Origin of the sequence: Streptomyces sp. NPDC085900, assembly GCF_044540925.1 — a bacterium.
In the GTDB taxonomy this organism is placed as follows: Bacteria; Actinomycetota; Actinomycetes; order Streptomycetales; family Streptomycetaceae; genus Streptomyces; species Streptomyces gilvifuscus.
The window spans coordinates 871,599-891,487 of record NZ_JBITSP010000003.1; the positions used below are offsets into that span (position 1 = coordinate 871,599).

Below are 19,889 nucleotides of genomic sequence, written 5' to 3' on the forward strand. Positions count from 1 at the left end.
CCTGCTCACGCTCCCGTGGCGACGAGGAGGGCGGCGACCGCCAGGACGACGGTGCCGGCGAGCAGCGCGCTCACATAGGTCTGCACATTGCCTGTCTGGGCCCGCCGTACGGCGGCACCCAGCAGCCGGGGTAGGGCGCCCGCGCCGCGTACGTAGGTCTCGACGACCTCGCGGTCCAGGAACCGGACGAGGCTCGCACCGGCCTGGACCGGGCGGACGAAGAGGGCCGCGTACACGGCGTCGAGGTGGAAGCCGACGGCCGCGTGCCGGTGCAGCGGACCGAGCAGCAGCCGCCCGGGGTCGGCGGGGTCGGGCGCGTAGGCCACTCCCCCGTAGACGGGCGCGTGACTGGCGATGGCCTCCGCCTCGACCTGCCCGGCGTCGCCCTCCGGATGGGCCGCTACCGCCCCGAGCGGGACACGGGCCGCGAGAGCGGTGGTGTGGCGCCAGGCCGCGTAGGTGACGATGCCGCCGACCAGGGCGACGCCCGTGCCGACGACGGAGGTGGTCAGGGTCGGGGTGAGGTCGCGGCCGTCGAACCAGTCGGGCAGCGATCGGTAGGCGAAGGCGCCGAGCGCGAGGGACGGGACGGCGAGCACCCACAGCACCACGGTCATGGTGAGGGGCTGCCTGCCGTGGTCGGGGGCTTCGGCGCCCCGGCCGTTGAAGGCCAGCAGCCACAGGCGCGTCGCGTACGCGGCGGTGAGCAGTGCCGCGATCATTCCGGCGACGAGGGTGATCCAGCCCGCTACACCGGGTGCGTGCTCGGTGTGGCCGGTGGCGACGTGCTCGGCGGCGCCCAGGACGGACTCCTTGGAGAAGAAGCCGCTGAAGGGCGGGATCGCGGCGAGCGCGAGGAGCGCCACGGTCATCGTCCAGAAGGCGTCGGGGACGCGGTCGCGCAGCCCGCTCATGCGGGACATGGCGGCCAGCGAGTTGGTGCCGGCGGCGTGGATGATCACGCCGGCCGCGAGGAAGAGCAGCCCCTTGAAGGCGCCGTGCGTGAGGAGGTGGAAGACGGCGGCCGAGCGGTCGCCGACGGCGAGGGCGCCGGTCATGTAGCCGAGCTGGCCCATCGTCGAGTACGCGAGGACACGCTTGATGTCGTCCTGGGCGAGCGCGGCGAGGCCCGAGCCGACCATGGTGACGGCGGCCATGACGGCGAGCACGACCATGGCGGCCCGGGAGGCCTCGAACACTGGAAGGAGACGGGCGACGAAGTAGACACCGGCGGCCACCATCGTCGCGGCGTGGATCAGCGCGGAGACGGGTGTCGGGCCGGCCATGGCGTCGGGGAGCCAGGAGTGCAGCGGGAACTGCGCCGACTTGCCCGCCACGCCCGCCAGGAGCAGCAGGGCGATCAGGGTCGGGTGGTCGAGGCCGCCGTGCGCGACCGTGCCGAGGATCGTCGTGATGCGGAAGGAGCCGGCCTGGGTGCCGAGGGCGAACAGACCGATGAGGAAGGGGACGTCACCGAGCTTGGTGACCAGGAAGGCCTTGATGGAAGCGGCGCGGGCTTCCGGGGTCTCCCAGTAGTGGCCGACCAGGAAGTAGGAGCAGATGCCCATGACTTCCCAGCCGACCAGCAGCACGATCAGGTCGCCGGAGTAGACGACGAGCAGCATCGCGGAGGTGAACAGGGAGACGAGCGCGGCGTAGGAGGGGTAGCGCGGGTCGTCGCGCAGGTAGCCCGTCGAGTAGATCTGCACGCAGGACGCGACGACGCCGACCAGGATGGCGACGAGGGCGGCGAAGCCGTCGATGTGCAGGGCGAGTTCGATGGGGACGGAGCCGGTGGGCGTCAGTTCGGTGTGGGCGTTCACGGCCTGGCCGCCGCCCTGGCGCACGGCGACGAGCACCGCCAGCACCAGGGAGGTAAGGGCCGGCAGGACGGCGAGCGGGCGGACGAAGCCGGGGGCCGTACGGCCCAGCAGCAAGCCCGCGGCCGCTCCCAGGAACGGCAGGAGCGGGACGAGGACGGCGAGGGTGGTGGTGGTCACGCGGTGGCCTCGGCCTTCCCGGCCCCGTCGGCCGGCCCGGCCGTGAGGGCGTCGCTGTCGGGGCCGACCGTCTCGTGGCCCTCGGCGGTGTCGCGGAGCTTGTCGATGTCGGAGGTGCCGCGGTTGCGGTGGACGGCGAGGACGATCGCCAGGCCGATGCCGATCTCGGCGGCGGCGATGGCGATGGTGAACAGGGTCAGGGCCTGACCGGAGTGCAGCGTCTCCCGGGCGGCCTTGCTGAGCCATACGTCGAAGGCGACCAGGTTCAGATTGACGGCGTTGAGCATCAGCTCGACCGACATCAGGACGAGGATCGCGTTGCGGCGGGCGAGGACTCCGTACAGGCCCGTGCAGAAGAGAAGGGCGGCCAGGACCGCGGGATAGGCGAGGTGCATCAGCGGGCGCCTTCCTGGTCGGCCGGGTGAGTGTCCGCGACCGGCTTTGCCGCTCCGCTCCGGTTGGTTCCCTCGATCGGGTGATTACGGGAATCCGGGACAGATGGGGAACCGCCGGTCGCCGCTCGGGAGTTCACAGGGGGAAGGCTCGACTCGGCCTTCGCCTTTCGGGACAGCACGATCGCGCCGACCAGAGCGGCGAGGAGGAGGACGGAAAGGGCCTCGAAGGGGAGGACCCAGTTCTGGAAGAGGCTCGCTCCGGTGACGGCGGTGGAACCGGCGGCCGGCCCGTCCAGATCGACCCAGGTGGTGCGGAAGGCGTCGACGACGACCCAGACCAGGGCGGCCGCGGCGGCGACGGCGACGGTGAGGGCAGCCCAGCGATTGCCGGAGTCGGCGTCCGGGGAGCGCCCGATGGGGGCCCTGGTGAGCATCAGACCGAACAGGAGGAGGACCACGACGGAACCGACGTAGATGAGGACCTGCACCCAGGCGATGAACTCGGCGGTGAGCAGGAGGTACTCGATGGCGAGGCCACCGAGGGCGACCACCAGCCACAGGGCGGCGTGCACCAACTGCCGGGTGGTGACGGTCACCAGTGCGGCACCGAAGGTGGCCAGGCCGACGAGGAGGAACGCGATCTCGACGCCGGTCGGCGACAGGAAGCCGTGCTGCGCGACGGCCAGAGGCACGGCGGCCGGGTGGGTCATGACGGCCGGGTGGGTCACGGCTGTCCTCCCTGAGGCTCGGTCGGCTCCGTCCGTGCCGCCGCGAGCTTCTCGGCGGTCTTGCGGGCGGCGGCGATCTCCTTCGGTTCCTCCGCGCCGGGGTCGAGGGCGGGCGGAGCCGGCACCGTCCACATCCACTCCCGGAGTTTGTCGCGCTCGTGGGTGAGTTCGTGGATGTCGGTCTCGGCGTACTCGAACTCCGGGGACCAGAACAGGGCGTCGAAAGGACAGACCTCGATGCAGATACCGCAGTACATGCACAGGGAGAAGTCGATGGCGAAGCGGTCGAGGACGTTGCGGCTGCGCTCACGGCCGCCGGGGGTCGCCGCCGGGACCGTCTCCTTGTGCGAGTCGATGTAGATGCACCAGTCCGGGCACTCCCGGGCGCACAGCATGCAGACCGTGCAGTTCTCCTCGAACAGACCGATGACGCCGCGGGTGCGGGGCGGGAGATCGGGCTGGGTGTCCGGGTACTGCTCGGTGACCGACTTCTTCGTCATCGTGCGGAGGGTGACGGCCAGGCCCTTGGCCAGGCCTGAGCCGGGGATGGGGGACATGGTTACTGGATCACCACCTTGACGATGCCGGTGAGGGCGATCTGGGCGAGGGCGAGAGGAACGAGGAGGGTCCAGGAGAGCTTCTGGAGCTGGTCCTCGCGCAGGCGGGGGTAGGTGACGCGGAGCCAGATCACGAGGAAGGCAAGGACGGCCGTCTTGAGCAGGGTCCAGACCCAGCCGAGGCCGTCGGCGCCCCAGGGGCCGTGCCAGCCGCCCAGGAAGAGGACGGTGGTCAGGCCGCACAGGACGATGATTCCGGCGTACTCGGCGAGGAGGAACAGGGCGAAACGCAGACCGGTGTACTCGGTGTAGGCGCCGAAGATGATCTCCGAGTCGGCGACGGGCATGTCGAAGGGGGGCCGCTGGAGTTCGGCGAGGCCGGCGACGAAGAAGACGACCGCGCCGACGATCTGCCACGGCAGCCACCACCACTCGAAGGCGTCGAGGATGCCGGGCAGGGAGACGGTGCCGGCGGCCATCGCGACGGAGGCGGCGGCCAGCAGCATCGGGAGTTCGTAGGCGAGGAGCTGGGCGGCGGTGCGCAGGCCGCCGAGGAGGGAGAACTTGTTGGCGGAGGCCCAACCTGCCATGAGCGAACCGAGAACGCCGACGCCCATCACGGCGAGGACGAAGAAGATGCCGGCGTCCAGGACCTGGCCGACGGCGCCCTCGTCCGGGCCGATGGGGATGGCGACGAGGACCAGGAGGTACGGGAGGAGGGCGACGGCCGGAGCGAGCTGGAAGATGCGGCGGTCCGCGCCCGCGGGGACGACGTCTTCCTTCTGCGCGAACTTCACGCCGTCGGCGACGAGTTGAGCCCAGCCGTGGAAGCCGCCGGCGTACATCGGACCGAGGCGGCCCTGCATGTGGGCCATCACCTTGTGCTCGGTCTGGCCCACGATCAGGGGGAAGGTGAGGAAGACGACGAAGACGATCAGGAGTCGCAGGGCGACGTCGACAGCGTCGGTCACGGCTGGCCTCCTTCGCGGTCGTCGGGGTCTTCTGGGGCCCGGGGGTCGGGGGTGGGGGCGTCGGAGTCCGGGACGGGGTCGTTGGGGCTCGGGGTGGGCTCCGAAGGCGATGAGGAATCCGGCTCCGGTTGCGAGGCGGGCTCGAGGCCCGGGTGCTCCGTGGAGCCGGGTTCGTCGAAGGCCGGGCGGGCGTGGTGCCAAGGGGCGTCCGGGCTGCGAGGGGCGCTGGGGGGCTTCGGCTGGCCAGGGGGCGTCGGCTGAGGCGAGCCCGTGGCATGCGGGGCGGCGGCGCTCTCGCCGGCAGCGGGTTCCGACTCGCCGGGCCGGTCACCTCGGGCCGGCTCGCCCAGGACGCCCTGCTCGGCATCGCTGCCCCGCTGGCTCGCCGAGCCCTCGCTCGCGCTCCGCGCACGGCGCCGGGCGACCGGTGTCTCCGGCGTCCCCGGCGTCTCCGGCGTCTCCGGCGTCTCCGGCGTCTCCGGCAAGGAGGGTTCGGCCGTGCCGGCCGCGGGCTCGGAGGCGTCGGCCGCGGTCTGACTCACGGATCCCTCGGCGGCCGAGCGCGCACGCCGCGGCCGTCCCCCGGGTACACCCGTAGCAGCCGCGTCCGAGCGCGCGCCGCTGGCCGAGCCCGCCGAACCCGCACCAGCCTCCGAAGCTCCGCCGGCGCCCGCCGTCCCGCCAGTCTCAGCAGCCCCGCCCACCTGGCTCGCCGACCCCTCGGCGGCCGACCGCGCACGCCGTACGGGACGTTCGCCAGCCGCACGGGCCGGGCGTTCGCCTGCCGCGCGGGCCGGGGCTCTCGTGGGGCGGGTCGGGGCCGCGGGGAGTTGGCCCTTCAGGGGGCCCCATTCGTTGGGGTCGGGGACTCCCGGGGGGAGCATCTGGCGGCGCTTGGGGCCGCCGTGGTCGGACTCGCCGGGTTCCTTGGCGCCGGGCCAGGCCTTGGCGACGCGGGCGGCGAGGACGAAGTCCTTGCGCAGGGGGTGGCCCTCGAAGGTCTCCGGGAGGAGGAGGTGGTCGAGGGCGGGGTGGCCTTCGAAGTCGACGCCGAACATCTCGTGGGTCTCGCGCTCGTGCCAGGCCGCGCCCGCGTACACGCCGACGGCGGAGGGCAGGGCGGGGACCTCGTGCGGGACGGTCGTGCGCAGGAGCAGGCGGCGGACCGGGGAGAGGGCGACGACGTGGGCCGCGACGCGGAAACCGGTGCCCGGTTCGTCGACCGCGCTCAGCCAGTCGAAGTAGGTGCAGGTGAGGCGGTCACGGGCCGTTTCCAGCGCGGTGAGCCATGAGCAGGGCGGTACGTCGACCGTCAGGACCTCGTAGGACTCCTCGGCTGTGGCCTCCGTACCGAACAGCTCCTCGACGGGTGCCGGGAGCCAGCCGACCGTGGTCATCGCCCGCCCTCCTCGCCGGCCTCGCGGATCGCGGCAGGCTCGCCGGTCTCGCCACCCCCACCGGCCCCGCCGGCATCACCGATCGCCGCACCGTCGTCCGTCCCGGGAGCCGGTGGCTTCACCAGGTCGCTCTGCAGGGCGGCCGCGGACGGACGGGTCGTGCCGTCGCCGTACCGCTCCCCCAGGGACTCGCGGGCGATCTTCTCCTGGAGCTTGAGGATGCCCTGGAGGAGGGCCTCGGGGCGGGGCGGGCACCCGGGGACGTAGACGTCGACCGGGATGATCTGGTCGACGCCCTTGGTGACGGAGTAGGAGTCCCAGTAGGGGCCGCCGCAGTTGGAGCAGGCGCCGAAGGAGATGACGTACTTCGGTTCCGGCATCTGCTCGTAGAGGCGTTTGACGGCCGGGGCCATCTTGTCCGTGACCGTTCCCGAGACCACCATCAGGTCGGCCTGGCGCGGTCCCGGGGCGAAGGGGATGACGCCGAGGCGGATGAAGTCGTGGCGGGCCATCGAGGCGGCGATGAACTCGATCGCGCAGCAGGCGAGGCCGAAGTTGAAGACCCAGAGCGAGTAGCGGCGGCCCCAGTTGAGGACCACCTTCATCGGCTCCGGGGCGAGGCGGGCGAGGGCGCCCAGCCGCTTGGGCTCCGGCAGCAGGACCGGCTGCCCGTCGGTGATGTCGGTGTCTGGCGTCACGTCCATGCCAGAACGCCCTTCTTGTACGCGTAGAGCAGGCCGACGGTCAGGAAGCCGAGGAAGACGAACATCTCGACCAGGGTCGTCGCGCCGTAACCGGGGGCGGCGAAGACCGTCGCCCAGGGGAACAGGAAGATCGAGTCGACGGCGAAGATGACGTAGAGGAAGGCGTAGACGTAGTAGCGGACCTGGGTGTGGGCCCAGCCCTCGCCGACGGGGTCTACTCCGCACTCGTACGTCAGGAGCTTCTCGGGGGTGGGGACCACCGGTCGCAGCAGCCGGCCCGCGCCGAAGGCCACGGCGACGAACAGGACGCCGACGACGGCGAGCAGCCCGACGACCGAGTACGACTGGAAGTAGTCCGCCGCGACCGCGACGGTCGGTTCCCGCACGTCCGTCCCCTCACTCGTGTCACTCGCTGCTGTTCGACGATCTGTACGCACCGGAGTCTAGGCCCTGATAAAGGGACGGTAAGCAGCCCGTCACGCCTCGAGATCCCGTCGAGATCCGCCGGAGCCGCGTGCCGGTGGGCGGGGGTGGGGTTTTCCCCAGTGGACAGCGGCGGCCGACCTCATGGCGCGGCTGCCCGCCGCGCGGCACGCTAGCCCATATGACCGAAGGATTCTCGCGCCCGGACCGGGCCCCGGAAGGCGCCGACGACCGTCTGCCGCCCGCCCGTGTCGCCTACGACCCGCACACCTGGAAGGAGATCGCGCATCTGCTGGCGAACCTTCCGCTGGCGCTGTTCGGGTTCGTGTACGTCGTGACGGTGCTGTGGACCGGGTTCTGGCTGACCGTGACGGTGATCGGGTTCCCGTTGCTGGCGGCCGGACTGATGGGTGCGCGGCTGTGGGGGCGGCTGGAGCGGCGGCGGGCCAGGGCGCTGCTCGGGGTGCACATCGACGAGCCGAGCCCGTTGCCCGGGCGGGAGGCGGCGGGCGGCCTCCTCCCCAAGCTGTGGATGGTGTTGAAGGATCCGGTCGCCTGGCGCACGGTGCTGTACGACTTCATCCGGCTGCCCTGGGGCATCCTCACCTTCACCGTCACGCTGACCTCGTTGTTCGTGCTGTGGCCGGTGCTGCCGTTCATCGCGCGGGGGCTGGCGAACGCCGACCGGGCGATGGTGCGCGGCCTGCTGTCGCCCTCGGACGAGCTGGAGCGGCGGATCGCGGAGCTGGAGTCGGACCGGGGGGTCGTGGTCGACACGGCGAACGCGGACCTGCGGCGTATCGAGCGCGATCTGCACGACGGTGCGCAGGCCCGGCTGGTCAATCTGGCGATGGGGCTGGGGCTGGCCAAGGAGAAGCTCCTGGAGGACCCCGACACGGCGGCGGAGATGGTCGCCGAGGCGCACGGCGAGGTGAAGCTCGCGCTGCAGGAGCTGCGGGACCTGGCCCGCGGCATCCATCCCGCCGTACTGACGGACCGGGGGCTCGATGCCGCGCTCTCGTCGGTCGCCTCGCGCTGCACGGTCCCGGTGAAGGTGACGGTCGATCTCGGCTCCCGGCCCGCCGCGGCGATCGAGGGCATCGCCTACTTCACCGTCTCCGAGCTGCTGCAGAACATCAGCAAGCACAGCGGCGCGAAGACCGCGTCCGTGGAGGTGTGGCGGGCGGACAGCCGGCTGCTCATCCAGGTCGAGGACGACGGCCGCGGCGGCGCCCGCCTGGACGGCGGCAGCGGCATGCGGGGCCTAGCCGACCGGCTGGACGCGGTGGACGGTCTGTTCGTCATCGACTCGCCGCAGGGCGGACCGACGGTCGTGACGGCCGAACTGCCGTGGCGGGACCGGCCCGCGGGCGAGAGATAGGCGAGACCGGCCCGCGGGCGAAGGTGGGCGCAAACTCCCGCGGGCGGGAGGTAGGCGGAAACTCCCAGCGGGTGGCAGGGAAACGCCTGGGAGGTGCGGAAGGTAGGGAAAACCCCCCTTCCAAGAGGCCGACGGACTCCATGGTCCGCGGACCTGCGACGCAGGAGTGTGGAGGTACGGCGGGACAGCCGCGGCCGAGCAGGTCGAGTGGACGAGTGGACGAGCAGAAACGGACGACGTCGATGGCCACGGACTACGACTACGGGCAGGACTACGGATCGGGTCACGGAACCGGGTTCGGGTACTCCGGGCACACCGGTGAGCGGCGGCATCGGCTGCCGGCGGGGCTGCGCGCACCGTTCGAGGCGCGCAGCTGGCGCGAGTTCGGGTACGTGCTGCTCGGCCTGCCGATCGGCATCCTGCTCTTCGTGTACGCGGTCACCATGCTGTCTGTGGGGGCGGGGCTCCTGGTCACCTTCCTGGGGATTCCGGTGCTGGCGGCGGGGCTGGCCGGATGCCGGGGGTTCGCGGCGCTGGAGCGGGCGCGGGCCCGCGGGATGCTGGGGCTGGAGGTGGCGGACCCCGAGCCGCTGCGGATGCGGAAGTCCGGGGTGATGGCCTGGATGGGGGCGGTGCTGAAGAGCGGCACGTCGTGGCGGACGCTGCTGTACGCGGTGCTGCAGTTCCCCTGGTCGCTGTTCTCGTTCGTGGTCGCCCTCAACTTCTGGGCGTACGGGTGGGCGCTGCTGACGTATCCGCTGTGGTTCTGGGTCTTCCCCGTGTACGTCGGCCAGGGCGGGCTTCAGCTGTACGGCGACGCGCACCACTCGGTCTATCTCGACAACCCCTTCGAGATCACCGTCACGGCGCTGGTGGGGCTGCTGTTCACGCTGGCCACGCCGTGGATCGTGCGGGCGCTGACGACGGTGGACCGGCTGATGGTGCACGGGCTGCTCGGGCCGTCCCGGCTGTCGGCGCGGGTGGTTGAGCTGGAGTCCGACCGGGGTGTCGTGGTCGATACGGCGGCCGCGGATCTGCGGCGCATCGAACGCGACCTGCATGACGGTGCCCAGGCCCGGCTGGTGGCGCTGGCCATGGATCTGGGGCTGGCGAAGGAGAAGCTGACCGAGGACCCGCAGGCGGCGGCGCGCATGGTGGACGAGGCGCACGGCGAGGTGAAGACGGCGCTGCAGGAGCTGCGGGACCTGGCGCGGGGGATTCATCCGGCGGTGCTGACGGACCGGGGGCTGGACGCCGCGCTGTCGGCGGTGGCCTCGCGGTGCACCGTGCCGGTGCAGGTAGAGGTGGATCTCGCCGAGCGGCCGGCGCCCGCCATCGAGGGCATCGCCTACTTCACGGTGTCCGAGCTGCTGCAGAACATCAGCAAGCACTCGCGGGCCACGTGGGCGGCGGTGGACGTGTGGCGGGTGGAGGACCGGCTGATGGTCCAGGTCATGGACAACGGTGTGGGGGGCGCGGACACCTCCGGCGGGTCGGGGCTGGGAGGGCTCGCGGAGCGGTTGGACGCCGTGGACGGGATTCTGGTGGTCGACTCGCCGGTCGGCGGGCCGACGCGGGTGACCGCGGAGCTGCCCTGGCGGGGGGAGCGGGCGCTCGGCTGACCACCGGGTCCTCGTACGTGACGGCGCCCGGGGGCCATATCCCCGGGCGCCGTCGCGTACGAGGAGGGACTCGAAGGCGCCTCGCCCTCACATGCCGGACGCCCGGACGGGCTGATACCACCCCGGAACCCGCCGTACCGTGCGCGTTTTCTCGTTGAATCACGTCGGCCGGGCGCACCCGGGTCCGAATGCTGGAATGCTGGACTACTGGCATACGCAGTCGGGCTGGGGGGCCGGAGATCGTGGAGGACAGGGTGCGGGTGGTCATCGCCGAGGATTCAGTGCTGCTCAGGGAGGGACTGACCCGGCTGCTGACCGACCGCGGGCACGAGGTCGTCGCCGGTGTAGGCGACGGAGACGCGTTGATCAAGACGATCACGGAGCTGGACGGACAGGGCGAGCTGCCGGACGTGGTGGTGGCCGACGTACGCATGCCTCCGACGCACACCGACGAGGGAGTGCGGGCGGCCGTGGAATTGCGGAAGTCGCATCCCGGTCTCGGGGTACTCGTACTGTCGCAATACGTGGAAGAGCGTTACGCCACCGAACTGCTGGCCGGTTCCAGCCACGGCGTCGGCTATCTGCTGAAGGACAGGGTCGCCGAGGTCCGTGAGTTCGTGGACGCGGTCGTGCGGGTGGCCCGGGGCGGAACCGCGCTGGACCCGGAGGTGGTCGCTCAGCTGCTCGGCCGGAGCAGGAAGCAGGACGTCCTGGCCGGGCTGACGCCACGGGAGCGGGAGGTTCTGGGGCTCATGGCCGAGGGACGTACCAATTCGGCGATCGCGCGGCAGCTGGTGGTGAGCGACGGGGCCGTCGAGAAGCACGTCAGCAACATCTTCCTGAAGCTCGGGCTGTCCCAGAGTGACGGGGATCACCGGCGGGTTCTAGCGGTCCTCAGGTACCTGAACTCGTGACGGGCCGACGCTGAGTCGGTGGTCGCGCGTTCGGCCGTCGGGGCCGGTGGTCCGTCCTTCGGCACCCGTACGGCGGCGTGGCCCAGAACCGAACCGTTCGCGGGGAGCGTCTTCAAGGGAAGTGCCGGGGGGCGAGAAATCATGACAAGTCATGGCGTCGCACCGTCTCAGAACCGTGTCCATCATGCGAATGGCCGAGGGAAGGCGACCCTAACGGACGTAGGGTTGATCCAGGGAAGGCCTGCGGGAAGGCCGGTCCCAGACAGCCGCCTCGAGGGAGGTCCAGTTCAGTGACCAGCCAGGTCAGCAGGACAGCGGAGCAGGCCGAAGAATCCGTACTGGGAGAGCAGCGCAAGCCGGCCGGATCGAAGGACGTACGCAGGCTGGACCGGGTGATCATCCGGTTCGCGGGAGACTCCGGTGACGGTATGCAGCTCACCGGGGACCGCTTCACCTCCGAGACCGCGTCCTTCGGAAACGATCTCTCCACCCTTCCGAACTTCCCGGCCGAGATCCGGGCGCCCGCCGGGACCCTACCGGGCGTCTCGTCGTTCCAGCTGCACTTCGCCGACCACGACATCCTGACCCCTGGTGACGCGCCGAACGTGCTGGTGGCGATGAACCCGGCCGCGTTGAAGGCGAACATCGGGGATCTGCCGCGGGGCGCGGAGATCATCGTCAACACGGACGAGTTCACCAAACGGGCGATGCAGAAGGTCGGCTACACGGCCTCGCCGCTGGAGGACGGCTCGCTGGACGGGTACAGCCTGCACCCGGTGCCGTTGACGACGTTGACGGTGGAGGCGCTGAAGGACTTCGACCTCTCCCGCAAGGAGGCCGAGCGCAGCAAGAACATGTTCGCGCTGGGCCTGCTGTCGTGGATGTATCACCGGCCGACGGAGGGGACGGAGAAGTTCCTGCGGACGAAGTTCGCGAAGAAGCCGCAGATCGCCGAGGCGAATCTGGCGGCGTTCCGGGCGGGCTGGAACTTCGGGGAGACGACGGAGGATTTCGCGGTCTCCTACGAGATCGCGCCGGCGACGACGGCGTTCCCGACCGGCACCTACCGCAACATCTCCGGGAACCTGGCTCTCGCCTACGGGCTGATCGCGGCCTCCCGTCAGGCGGATCTGCCGCTGTTCCTGGGCTCGTATCCGATCACGCCGGCCTCGGACATCCTGCACGAGCTGTCCAGGCACAAGAACTTCGGTGTGCGCACCTTCCAGGCCGAGGACGAGATCGCCGGGATCGGCGCGGCGCTGGGTGCGGCGTTCGGCGGGTCGCTGGGGGTGACGACGACGTCGGGTCCGGGCGTGGCGCTGAAGAGCGAGACGATCGGGCTGGCGGTCTCGCTGGAGCTGCCGCTGCTGATCATCGACATCCAGCGGGGCGGTCCCTCCACGGGCCTGCCGACCAAGACCGAGCAGGCGGATCTGCTGCAGGCGATGTTCGGCCGCAACGGCGAGGCCCCGGTCCCCGTGGTCGCGCCGTGCACGCCGGCGGACTGCTTCGACGCGGCGATGGAGGCGGCCCGGATCGCGCTGACCTACCGCACGCCGGTGATGCTGCTCTCCGACGGCTACCTGGCCAACGGCTCGGAGCCGTGGCGCATCCCGGAGCTGGACGAACTGCCCGATCTGACGGTGCAGTTCGCGCAGGGACCGAACCACACTCTGGACGACGGCAGCGAGGTGTTCTGGCCGTACAAGCGTGACCCCCACACGCTCGCCCGCCCCTGGGCCGTCCCCGGCACGCCGGGTCTGGAACACCGCATCGGCGGCATCGAGAAGCAGGACGGCTCGGGCAACATCTCCTACGACCCGGCCAACCACGACTTCATGGTCCGCACCCGCCAGGCCAAGATCGACGGCATCGACGTCCCCGACGTCGTGGTCGACGACCCGCACGGGGCGTCCACGCTGGTGCTGGGCTGGGGCTCGACCTACGGGCCCATCACGGCGGCGGTACGGCGACTGCGCGCGGCCGGCGAATCCATCGCGCAGGCCCATCTGCGCCACCTCAACCCGTTCCCGAGGAATCTCGGCACGGTGTTGCAGCGCTACGACAAGGTGGTGATCCCCGAGATGAACCTCGGGCAGCTCGCCACGCTGATCCGGGCGAAGTACCTGGTCGACGCCCACTCGTACAACCAGGTGAACGGCATGCCGTTCAAGGCCGAACAGCTCGCCACGGCTCTCAAGGAGGCCATCGATGGCTGAGACGTCCACGGAAGGCACGGGCACGATCGAGGCGCTTTCGCTCGTTCCCAAGGCCGAGGCCCGCCAGTCCATGAAGGACTTCAAGTCCGATCAGGAAGTGCGCTGGTGCCCCGGCTGCGGTGACTACGCGATCCTCGCGGCCGTCCAGGGCTTCATGCCGGAGCTCGGCCTGGCCAAGGAGAACATCGTCTTCGTCTCGGGCATCGGCTGCTCGTCGCGCTTCCCGTACTACATGAACACGTACGGCATGCACTCCATCCACGGCCGCGCGCCGGCGATCGCGACGGGTCTCGCGGCCTCGCGCCGGGACCTGAGCGTGTGGGTGGTCACCGGTGACGGCGACGCGCTGTCCATCGGCGGCAACCACCTGATCCACGCGCTGCGCCGCAACGTCAACCTCAAGATCCTGCTGTTCAACAACCGGATCTACGGTCTGACCAAGGGCCAGTACAGCCCGACCTCCGAGGTCGGCAAGATCACCAAGTCGACGCCGATGGGGTCCCTGGACGCGCCGTTCAACCCGGTCTCGCTGGCCCTGGGCGCGGAGGCCTCGTTCGTCGCCCGGACCATCGACTCCGACCGCAAGCACCTGACCGAGGTCCTGCGCCAGGCCGCCGCCCATTCGGGCACGGCCCTGATCGAGATCTACCAGAACTGCAACATCTTCAACGACGGCGCCTTCGACGCGCTGAAGGACAAGCAGCAGGCGGAGGAGGCGGTGATCCGGCTGGAGCACGGGCAGCCGATCCGCTTCGGTGCGGACGGTTCGCGGGGGGTCGTCCGGGACGCGGCGACGGGCGACCTGAAGGTCGTCACCGTGACGCCGGAGAACGAGTCCCAGGTCCTGGTCCACGACGCCCACGCCGCGTCCCCCACCACGGCCTTCGCCCTGTCCCGCCTGGCCGACCCCGACACCCTGCACCACACCCCGATCGGAGTCCTGCGCTCCGTGGACCGGCCGGTGTACGACACCCAGATGTCCGACCAGCTGGACACGGCGATCGAACAACACGGCAAGGGGGATCTGGCGGCGCTGCTGGCGGGTGGGGACACCTGGACGGTGGTGGGCTGACGGTCGCCCACGGGCGTGGAGGGCCCGGAGCCGCCCTACGGCACCCGGGCCCTCGTCCTACGCGTCGGGGATGTCCTTCTTGGCTCGGATGAGGGTCTCGCGGGTGATCACGACGATGCGCTCGTAGTCGGCTCTGGCGGCGTCCGGGGGGAGATGGGAGTCGAGGGCGGCCGTGGCTTCGGTTCCGATGATGGCGTAGTTTCCGTCGGACAGCTCAAAGATGTCCGGGCAGGTCTCGCCGGTGTGGCTGCCCCGCTGCCGCGGGGAGGCGCCGATGCGGCGGGCGATGCGGACGGACGAGAGCTCGTCGTGCAACTGAGCAGCTCCCTCTCGAGGCCCTGAGGCCTCGCATCAACAAGGGCAGCAGTGCTCAACGACTGCCACCCTCGGAGGTCACGGTGACCCTGCGGGATTCTGGCCCGTTGTGATGGCTCTCACACCTATTCACTCCCGCGCGCTGCGCCATTTCACCCCCACGCGCCGACAACGTCCCCCCAGTCGCTCGGTGGCTCCGGCGCAGTGACCGGTCGGCTCCGGCTCAGTCGCCGGGTGGCTCCGGCGAGGGGCCCACGATCCACCACTCCTCGGGGTCATCGGCCAGCTCCTCCATGAGGGTGTCCACCGCCTCGCCGACCTGCCGCTCCAGCGATCCGACGGCGAGGCTGCGCCGGTGCTCGACCGTGCGCTCCCAGTACTCCGCGAAGATCTCGTTGCGGCACAGCACGCGCAGGTTGCCCAGAAGTTCGCTCCAGTCGATGGTGCCCGTCCGGTGGGACAGGAGGATCGTGGCGTACTCCCGGTTGGCGAACAGCATCTGGCGGCGCTTGTGCTCGGAGATGCCGTTCAGCGTGCTCAGCGCGGCGGCGAGCGTGGGGTCGTCGATGGCCCGGTCGAGCTGCTCCGTGAGCAGGCGGTGCACCTGGATCTCGTTCGCCCGGCGCAGTTCCTGGCCGATGGCGTGCAGTTCCTCGCCGAGACGGGCGATCTGGTCCACCAGATCCGGCAGCGTCGTCTCCTGGCGTCGGCGGCGGGTCCCCCGCGCCAGGGGCGACCGGAGTGCTCCCCACCCCGCCACCATTGCAGAACCGATCCGCCTAGCGGCCGGAGTCAGTGTGACCATGTCAGGGAAACCCCCCGGGTGCGATACCACTCCGCGTCCAGCCTGCCCTGAGCATCACGTCGGCACGGGAGGCGGAGAGGGGGCGCACGGATGGACGTGGCACCCATGTCGCCCGATGCCCTGACCTCTGTGTGCCCCCTGGCGCCGCCCACATACCCTCGTACGGCCCCGCCGGGCTGGGTCAGCCCTGCTCAGCGCCCGCTTTCCGCGAGTCGTACCGCTCCCGCGCCTCCTGCACCGCCCCCATCCGCTTCTGGGTCCACTCCGCCAGTCCCCGCACCTGTTCTGCGGCCTCGCGGCCCAGGTCCGTGAGGGAGTAGTCGACCCTCGGCGGGATGACCGGCTTGGCGTCGCGGTGGACCAGGCCGTCGCGTTCCAGGGTCTGCAGGGTCTGGGTGAGCATCTTCTCGCTGACGCCCTTGCCCACCTGGCCGATGGCCCGGCGCAGTTCGCTGAAGCGGTAGGGGCGGTCGAGGAGTTCGATCAGGACGAGGACGCCCCAGCGGCTGGTGACGTGCTCCAGGACCAGGCGGTGGGGGCACATCGTCTCGCCGGTGTCGTACGTGGAGACGGCGAGCGGGGAGCTGCTGGTACTTACTGTCATGCCAGTACCTTACTTCAAAGTGGGTACTTTCCGATAGTTAGCGCTTCTTCTATGGTTAGTGCATACGCACCCCACAAGGAGTCCCGAATCATGAGCATCGTCGTCACCGGAGCAACCGGAAACCTCGGCCGTCACGTCGTGGAGCAGCTGCTGGAGAAGGTCCCGGCGGAGCAGATCACCGCCGTCGTGCGCGACGAGGCCAAGGGGGCCCACCTCGCCGCGCGCGGCGTGAAGCTCGCGGTCGCCGACTACAACACCCCCGAGACCTTCGACCACGTCTTCTCGGCGGGCGACAAGGTGCTGCTGATCTCCGGCAGCGAGGTCGGCAACGACCGCGTGGGCCAGCACAAGGTCGTCATCAACGCCGCCAAGGCCGCCGGCGTGGCACTCCTCGCCTACACCAGCGCCCCCGGCACCCTGAAGGCCGCGCTCGCCGACGACCACCGCGGCACCGAGGCGGCGCTGCTGGACTCCGGTCTGCCCTACGTGCTGCTCCGCAACGGCTGGTACAACGAGAACTACACCGAGCAGCTCGCCCCCGTCCTGCAGTACAACGCCGTCACCCAGGCCGCCGGCGAGGGCCGTGTCTCCTCCGCCGCCCGCGCCGACTACGCGGCCGCCGCCGTCGCCGTGCTGACCGGCGAGGGGCACGAGAACAAGACGTACGAGCTGGGCGGCGACGAGGCCTGGAGCTTCTCCGAGTACGCGGCCGAGCTGAGCAGGCAGACCGGCAAGGAGATCGTCTACAACCCCGTCTCCGTCGAGGAGTTCACCGGCATCCTGGCCGGCGCCGGGCTGCCCGGGCCGGTGGCCGCGATCATCGCCGGTGTGGACGCCTCGGTCGAGCGGGGCGAGCTGGTCGTCGACAGCGGCGACCTCGGCCGCCTGATCGGCCGCCCGACCACGCCGATCGCCGAGTCGATCACGGCCGCGCTCAAGGGCTGACCGCTCCCCCGCCCAGGCCCTTGAGCCTCCACCCCCGCCTGTCATGACCGTATGGCGATACGGGCATGACAGGCGGGGGTCCTCGGCGTTACCTTCGTGGCTGCACGTGTGTGCGCCGAGGTGAGCGGGAGGTGCCCATGACCGGGAAGTCGAAGAACGAGCAGCGGATAGGCCTGCTGAACGGCTTCGCGGCATACGGCATGTGGGGTCTCGTCCCCCTCTTCTGGCCGCTGCTGAAGCCCGCCGGATCGATCGAGATCCTCGCCCATCGCATGGTCTGGTCCCTGGCGTTCGTGGGGGTCGCGCTGGTCGTGATGCGACGCTGGGCCTGGGCCGGCGAGCTGCTGCGGCAGCCGCGGCGACTGGGTCTGATCACAGTGGCGGCGGCCGTGATCACCGTCAACTGGGGCGTCTACATCTGGTCCGTGAACAGCGGGCACGTCGTCGAGGCCTCGCTGGGCTACTTCATCAATCCGCTGGTCACCATCGCCCTCGGCGTGATCGTCCTCAAGGAGCGGCTGCGGCCCGTGCAGTGGGCGGCGGTCGGGATCGGATTCGCCGCCGTGGTCGTCCTGACGGTCGGGTACGGGCAGCCGCCGTGGATCTCCCTGACGCTCGCCTTCTCGTTCGCCACGTACGGATTCGTGAAGAAGAAGGTCGGGCTCGGGGGCATCGAGTCGCTGGCCGCGGAGACCGCGATCCAGTTCCTGCCGGCGCTCGCCTACCTGCTGTGGCTCGGCTCGCGCGGCGACTCGACCTTCGCGACCGAGGGCCCGGGGCACGGCGCGCTGCTCGCGGCGACCGGCGTGGTGACCGCGCTGCCGCTCGTCTGCTTCGGGGCGGCGGCCATACGGGTGCCGCTGTCGACGCTGGGGCTGCTGCAGTATCTGGCGCCGGTGTTCCAGTTCCTGCTGGGCATCCTGTACTTCCACGAGGAGATGCCCGCCGAGCGGTGGGCCGGGTTCGCGCTCGTGTGGGCGGCGCTGTGCCTGCTGACGGCCGACGCGTGGCGCGCCGCGCGCCGGGTCGGGCGAGAGCGCGATCGGGAGCGGGAGCGGGACGGGGAGCCGGCTGTGGCGACGATCGCTGCGGCGCCGTCGACTTCGGCTTCGGCTTCGACCTGCGCTCCGGCTTCGGCTTCGGTGGAATCCTGACGCCTGCCGGCGCCTCAGTACCGATTCCGACCCGCGCCTCACCGGAACCGCAGGTCCCCGGGGATTGTCAGACCCGGCCGCTATAAGTGGTCCCATGACGCAGACACCCGCCCCGACGCCTGCCACCCCCGTCCACTGGAAGCTCGTCATCGACGCCGGCGACCCGCACGCCCAGGCGGACTTCTGGGCCGCCGCGCTCGGCTACGAGGTCGAGGACAACAGCCCGCTCGTCCGGCGGCTGCTGGAGGCCGGTGCCCTGCCGGGCGAGGCGACCGTCGACTCCCACGGGCGCCCGGCCTTCCTGGACCTGATCGCCGTACGGCATCCGGAGGACCCGTACGACGAGGACACCGGCATCGGGCGCGGGCGGCGGCTGCTGTTCCAGCGCGTGCCGGAGGCGAAGACCGTGAAGAACCGGCTGCACCTCGATCTGCACCCCGGCGAGGGGCGGCGCGAGGGCGAGGTCGAGCGGTTGGAGGCGCTGGGGGCGAGCGTGCAGCGGCACGTGAAGGAGCCGTCCGGCGAGTGGGTGGTGATGACGGACCCGGAGGGCAACGAGTTCTGCGTGGCCTAGCGCGCAGGCTGCGGGGCACGGTCACGGTCAGGCGGGCCGCTCCGGTATGCGAACCGGGTGTCCTGATAACGCTCTTGACGCGGAGTTGGTAAAAGCTTCACCATCCGGGGACCCCATTCCCTTCAAAGGAATTCGGAGCCCCCCACATGAAGTTCTCCGTTTCCGGGCGGGCGGCTGCCGTGTGCGCCGCCTCCACCCTCTCGGCTGTCATGCTCCTGACCAATGGATCGACAGCCGGTGCGGCCCCCGCCGGCGCGCCCTCGACCGCGGCCGCCGCTCCCGACATCAGCGTGGCGAACGTCAAGGCCCACCTCGCCCAGCTGCAGTCCATAGCCACCGCCAACGGCGGCAACCGCGCCCACGGCAGCACCGGCTACAAGGCCTCACTCGACTATGTGAAGGCCAAGCTGGACGCGGCCGGATTCACCACCACCGTCCAGCAGTTCACATCCTCAGGCCGTACCGGCTACAACCTCGTCGCCGACTGGCCGGGCGGCGACGCCAACCGGGTCCTGATGGTCGGCTCGCACCTGGACAGCGTCAGCGCCGGGCCCGGCATCAACGACAACGGCTCGGGTTCGGCCGCGATCCTGGAGACCGCACTCGCCGTGTCACGGGCGGGCTATCAGCCCGCCAAGCACCTGAGGTTCGCCTGGTGGGGCGCAGAGGAGCTGGGCATGGTCGGCTCCCGCTCCTACGTCAACGGCCTCTCCAGCGCCAACCGTTCGAAGATCAGCGGCTATCTGAACTTCGACATGATCGGTTCCCCGAACCCCGGCTACTTCGTCTACGACGACGACCCCACGATCCAGAAGACGTTCCAGGACTACTTCACCGGCCTCGGCGTCTCCACGGAGCCCGAGACGGAGGGCGACGGACGCTCGGACCACGCGCCGTTCAAGAACGCCGGCGTCCCGGTCGGCGGCCTGTTCAGCGGCGCTGACTACATCAAGACCGCGGCCCAGGCGACCAAGTGGGGCGGCACGTCGGGACGGGCGTTCGACGCCTGCTACCACTCCTCCTGCGACAAGACCACCAACATCAACGACACCGCGCTGGACCGCAACGGCGACGCGATCGCGTACGCGGTGTGGAAGCTGTCCGCCTGA

The 19,889-nt window shown here is 70.6% G+C and carries 20 protein-coding genes; 9 read left to right on the plus strand and 11 right to left on the minus strand.

What is annotated here, in order from left to right; all coding sequences use genetic code 11:
• Positions 1-5: 5 nt before the first annotated feature.
• From ACIGDI_RS13485 to ACIGDI_RS13520, 8 genes are read right to left on the minus strand one after another with little or no spacing between them, the layout of a single operon-like run.
• Complete coding sequence (locus ACIGDI_RS13485) at positions 6-2,000, minus strand: NADH-quinone oxidoreductase subunit L (RefSeq protein WP_399894891.1); 1,995 nt, start codon at positions 1,998-2,000, stop codon at positions 6-8.
• A complete protein-coding gene (gene nuoK, locus ACIGDI_RS13490; RefSeq protein ID WP_272175244.1) occupies positions 1,997-2,395 on the minus strand; it encodes an NADH-quinone oxidoreductase subunit NuoK in 399 nt (132 codons plus the stop codon). Before nuoK ends, ACIGDI_RS13485 begins: the two co-directional genes overlap by 4 nt.
• On the minus strand, positions 2,395-3,105 hold the full coding sequence (locus tag ACIGDI_RS13495; protein ID WP_399895288.1) for an NADH-quinone oxidoreductase subunit J: 711 nt from the start codon (positions 3,103-3,105) through the stop codon (positions 2,395-2,397). Before ACIGDI_RS13495 ends, nuoK begins: the two co-directional genes overlap by 1 nt.
• A gap of 14 nt (positions 3,106-3,119) precedes the next feature.
• The gene (locus ACIGDI_RS13500) at positions 3,120-3,680 is read right to left on the minus strand and encodes an NADH-quinone oxidoreductase subunit I (RefSeq protein WP_200705671.1); all 561 of its coding nucleotides are present in this window, start codon (positions 3,678-3,680) and stop codon (positions 3,120-3,122) included.
• Between the two features lie 2 nt (positions 3,681-3,682).
• Positions 3,683-4,651, minus strand: a complete 969-nt coding sequence (locus tag ACIGDI_RS13505; protein WP_272175243.1) for a complex I subunit 1 family protein — start codon at positions 4,649-4,651, stop codon at positions 3,683-3,685.
• Entirely contained in the window at positions 4,648-6,048 is a 1,401-nt protein-coding gene (locus tag ACIGDI_RS13510) for an NADH-quinone oxidoreductase subunit C (protein WP_399894895.1), read from the minus strand. Before ACIGDI_RS13510 ends, ACIGDI_RS13505 begins: the two co-directional genes overlap by 4 nt.
• Positions 6,045-6,752, minus strand: a complete 708-nt coding sequence (locus tag ACIGDI_RS13515; protein WP_399894898.1) for an NADH-quinone oxidoreductase subunit B — start codon at positions 6,750-6,752, stop codon at positions 6,045-6,047. The genes ACIGDI_RS13510 and ACIGDI_RS13515 overlap by 4 nt, the downstream gene beginning before the upstream one ends.
• Positions 6,743-7,138: an NADH-quinone oxidoreductase subunit A gene (locus tag ACIGDI_RS13520; RefSeq protein ID WP_142141881.1), complete on the minus strand. Its 396-nt coding sequence runs from the start codon at positions 7,136-7,138 to the stop codon at positions 6,743-6,745. Before ACIGDI_RS13520 ends, ACIGDI_RS13515 begins: the two co-directional genes overlap by 10 nt.
• Positions 7,139-7,356: 218 nt before the next feature.
• Here ACIGDI_RS13520 and ACIGDI_RS13525 point away from each other — a divergent pair, with 218 nt between their 5' ends.
• The 5 genes from ACIGDI_RS13525 to ACIGDI_RS13545 all read left to right on the plus strand — a co-directional run bounded on the left by ACIGDI_RS13525 (position 7,357) and on the right by ACIGDI_RS13545 (position 14,383).
• A complete protein-coding gene (locus tag ACIGDI_RS13525) occupies positions 7,357-8,556 on the plus strand; it encodes a sensor histidine kinase (protein ID WP_399894901.1) in 1,200 nt (399 codons plus the stop codon).
• Positions 8,557-8,798: 242 nt separating this feature from the next.
• Positions 8,799-10,178, plus strand: a complete 1,380-nt coding sequence (locus ACIGDI_RS13530; RefSeq protein WP_399895290.1) for a sensor histidine kinase — start codon at positions 8,799-8,801, stop codon at positions 10,176-10,178.
• A 254-nt stretch (positions 10,179-10,432) separates the two neighbouring features.
• Positions 10,433-11,092 carry a LuxR C-terminal-related transcriptional regulator gene (locus tag ACIGDI_RS13535; protein ID WP_399895292.1) on the plus strand — a complete coding sequence of 220 codons (660 nt, stop codon included), beginning with the start codon at positions 10,433-10,435 and terminating at the stop codon, positions 11,090-11,092.
• A 290-nt stretch (positions 11,093-11,382) separates the two neighbouring features.
• Positions 11,383-13,311, plus strand: a complete 1,929-nt coding sequence (locus tag ACIGDI_RS13540) for a 2-oxoacid:acceptor oxidoreductase subunit alpha (RefSeq protein ID WP_399894904.1) — start codon at positions 11,383-11,385, stop codon at positions 13,309-13,311.
• The gene (locus tag ACIGDI_RS13545; protein ID WP_399894907.1) at positions 13,304-14,383 is read left to right on the plus strand and encodes a 2-oxoacid:ferredoxin oxidoreductase subunit beta; all 1,080 of its coding nucleotides are present in this window, start codon (positions 13,304-13,306) and stop codon (positions 14,381-14,383) included. The genes ACIGDI_RS13540 and ACIGDI_RS13545 overlap by 8 nt, the downstream gene beginning before the upstream one ends.
• A 57-nt stretch (positions 14,384-14,440) precedes the next feature.
• Here ACIGDI_RS13545 and ACIGDI_RS13550 read toward each other — a convergent pair whose 3' ends face one another.
• From ACIGDI_RS13550 to ACIGDI_RS13560, 3 genes are all read right to left on the minus strand, one after another.
• Positions 14,441-14,698 (minus strand): hypothetical protein, encoded by a 258-nt coding sequence (locus tag ACIGDI_RS13550; protein ID WP_200704829.1) that lies wholly within the window; start codon positions 14,696-14,698, stop codon positions 14,441-14,443.
• Between the two features lie 223 nt (positions 14,699-14,921).
• Positions 14,922-15,503 carry a DUF6082 family protein gene (locus tag ACIGDI_RS13555; protein WP_399894910.1) on the minus strand — a complete coding sequence of 194 codons (582 nt, stop codon included), beginning with the start codon at positions 15,501-15,503 and terminating at the stop codon, positions 14,922-14,924.
• Between the two features lie 181 nt (positions 15,504-15,684).
• On the minus strand, positions 15,685-16,107 hold the full coding sequence (locus ACIGDI_RS13560; protein WP_399894913.1) for a winged helix-turn-helix transcriptional regulator: 423 nt from the start codon (positions 16,105-16,107) through the stop codon (positions 15,685-15,687).
• 90 nt (positions 16,108-16,197) lie between these two features.
• On the opposite strand from ACIGDI_RS13560, the gene ACIGDI_RS13565 reads away from it, so the two are divergent.
• From ACIGDI_RS13565 to ACIGDI_RS13580, 4 genes are all read left to right on the plus strand, one after another.
• Entirely contained in the window at positions 16,198-17,052 is an 855-nt protein-coding gene (locus ACIGDI_RS13565; protein WP_399894916.1) for an SDR family oxidoreductase, read from the plus strand.
• A 137-nt stretch (positions 17,053-17,189) separates the two neighbouring features.
• Positions 17,190-18,206, plus strand: coding sequence for an EamA family transporter RarD (gene rarD, locus ACIGDI_RS13570; RefSeq protein ID WP_399894919.1), 1,017 nt, complete (start codon positions 17,190-17,192; stop codon positions 18,204-18,206).
• A 94-nt stretch (positions 18,207-18,300) separates the two neighbouring features.
• On the plus strand, positions 18,301-18,780 hold the full coding sequence (locus ACIGDI_RS13575) for a VOC family protein (RefSeq protein ID WP_399894923.1): 480 nt from the start codon (positions 18,301-18,303) through the stop codon (positions 18,778-18,780).
• A 146-nt stretch (positions 18,781-18,926) separates the two neighbouring features.
• Complete coding sequence (locus ACIGDI_RS13580; RefSeq protein WP_399894926.1) at positions 18,927-19,889, plus strand: M28 family metallopeptidase; 963 nt, start codon at positions 18,927-18,929, stop codon at positions 19,887-19,889.

Bases quoted from the DNA above. Each gene is read 5' to 3' on its own strand.
- ACIGDI_RS13525 (WP_399894901.1), top strand. From the start codon at position 7,357: ATGACCGAAGGATTCTCGCGCCCGGACCGGGCCCCGGAAGGCGCCGAC.
- ACIGDI_RS13515 (WP_399894898.1), bottom strand. From the start codon at position 6,752: ATGGACGTGACGCCAGACACCGACATCACCGACGGGCAGCCGGTCCTG.
- nuoK (WP_272175244.1), bottom strand. From the start codon at position 2,395: ATGCACCTCGCCTATCCCGCGGTCCTGGCCGCCCTTCTCTTCTGCACG.
- ACIGDI_RS13560 (WP_399894913.1), bottom strand. From the start codon at position 16,107: ATGACAGTAAGTACCAGCAGCTCCCCGCTCGCCGTCTCCACGTACGAC.
- ACIGDI_RS13510 (WP_399894895.1), bottom strand. From the start codon at position 6,048: ATGACCACGGTCGGCTGGCTCCCGGCACCCGTCGAGGAGCTGTTCGGT.
- ACIGDI_RS13495 (WP_399895288.1), bottom strand. From the start codon at position 3,105: ATGACCCACCCGGCCGCCGTGCCTCTGGCCGTCGCGCAGCACGGCTTC.
- rarD (WP_399894919.1), top strand. From the start codon at position 17,190: ATGACCGGGAAGTCGAAGAACGAGCAGCGGATAGGCCTGCTGAACGGC.
- ACIGDI_RS13530 (WP_399895290.1), top strand. From the start codon at position 8,799: ATGGCCACGGACTACGACTACGGGCAGGACTACGGATCGGGTCACGGA.
- ACIGDI_RS13575 (WP_399894923.1), top strand. From the start codon at position 18,301: ATGACGCAGACACCCGCCCCGACGCCTGCCACCCCCGTCCACTGGAAG.
- ACIGDI_RS13565 (WP_399894916.1), top strand. From the start codon at position 16,198: ATGAGCATCGTCGTCACCGGAGCAACCGGAAACCTCGGCCGTCACGTC.
- ACIGDI_RS13545 (WP_399894907.1), top strand. From the start codon at position 13,304: ATGGCTGAGACGTCCACGGAAGGCACGGGCACGATCGAGGCGCTTTCG.
- ACIGDI_RS13580 (WP_399894926.1), top strand. From the start codon at position 18,927: ATGAAGTTCTCCGTTTCCGGGCGGGCGGCTGCCGTGTGCGCCGCCTCC.
- ACIGDI_RS13500 (WP_200705671.1), bottom strand. From the start codon at position 3,680: ATGTCCCCCATCCCCGGCTCAGGCCTGGCCAAGGGCCTGGCCGTCACC.
- ACIGDI_RS13555 (WP_399894910.1), bottom strand. From the start codon at position 15,503: ATGGTCACACTGACTCCGGCCGCTAGGCGGATCGGTTCTGCAATGGTG.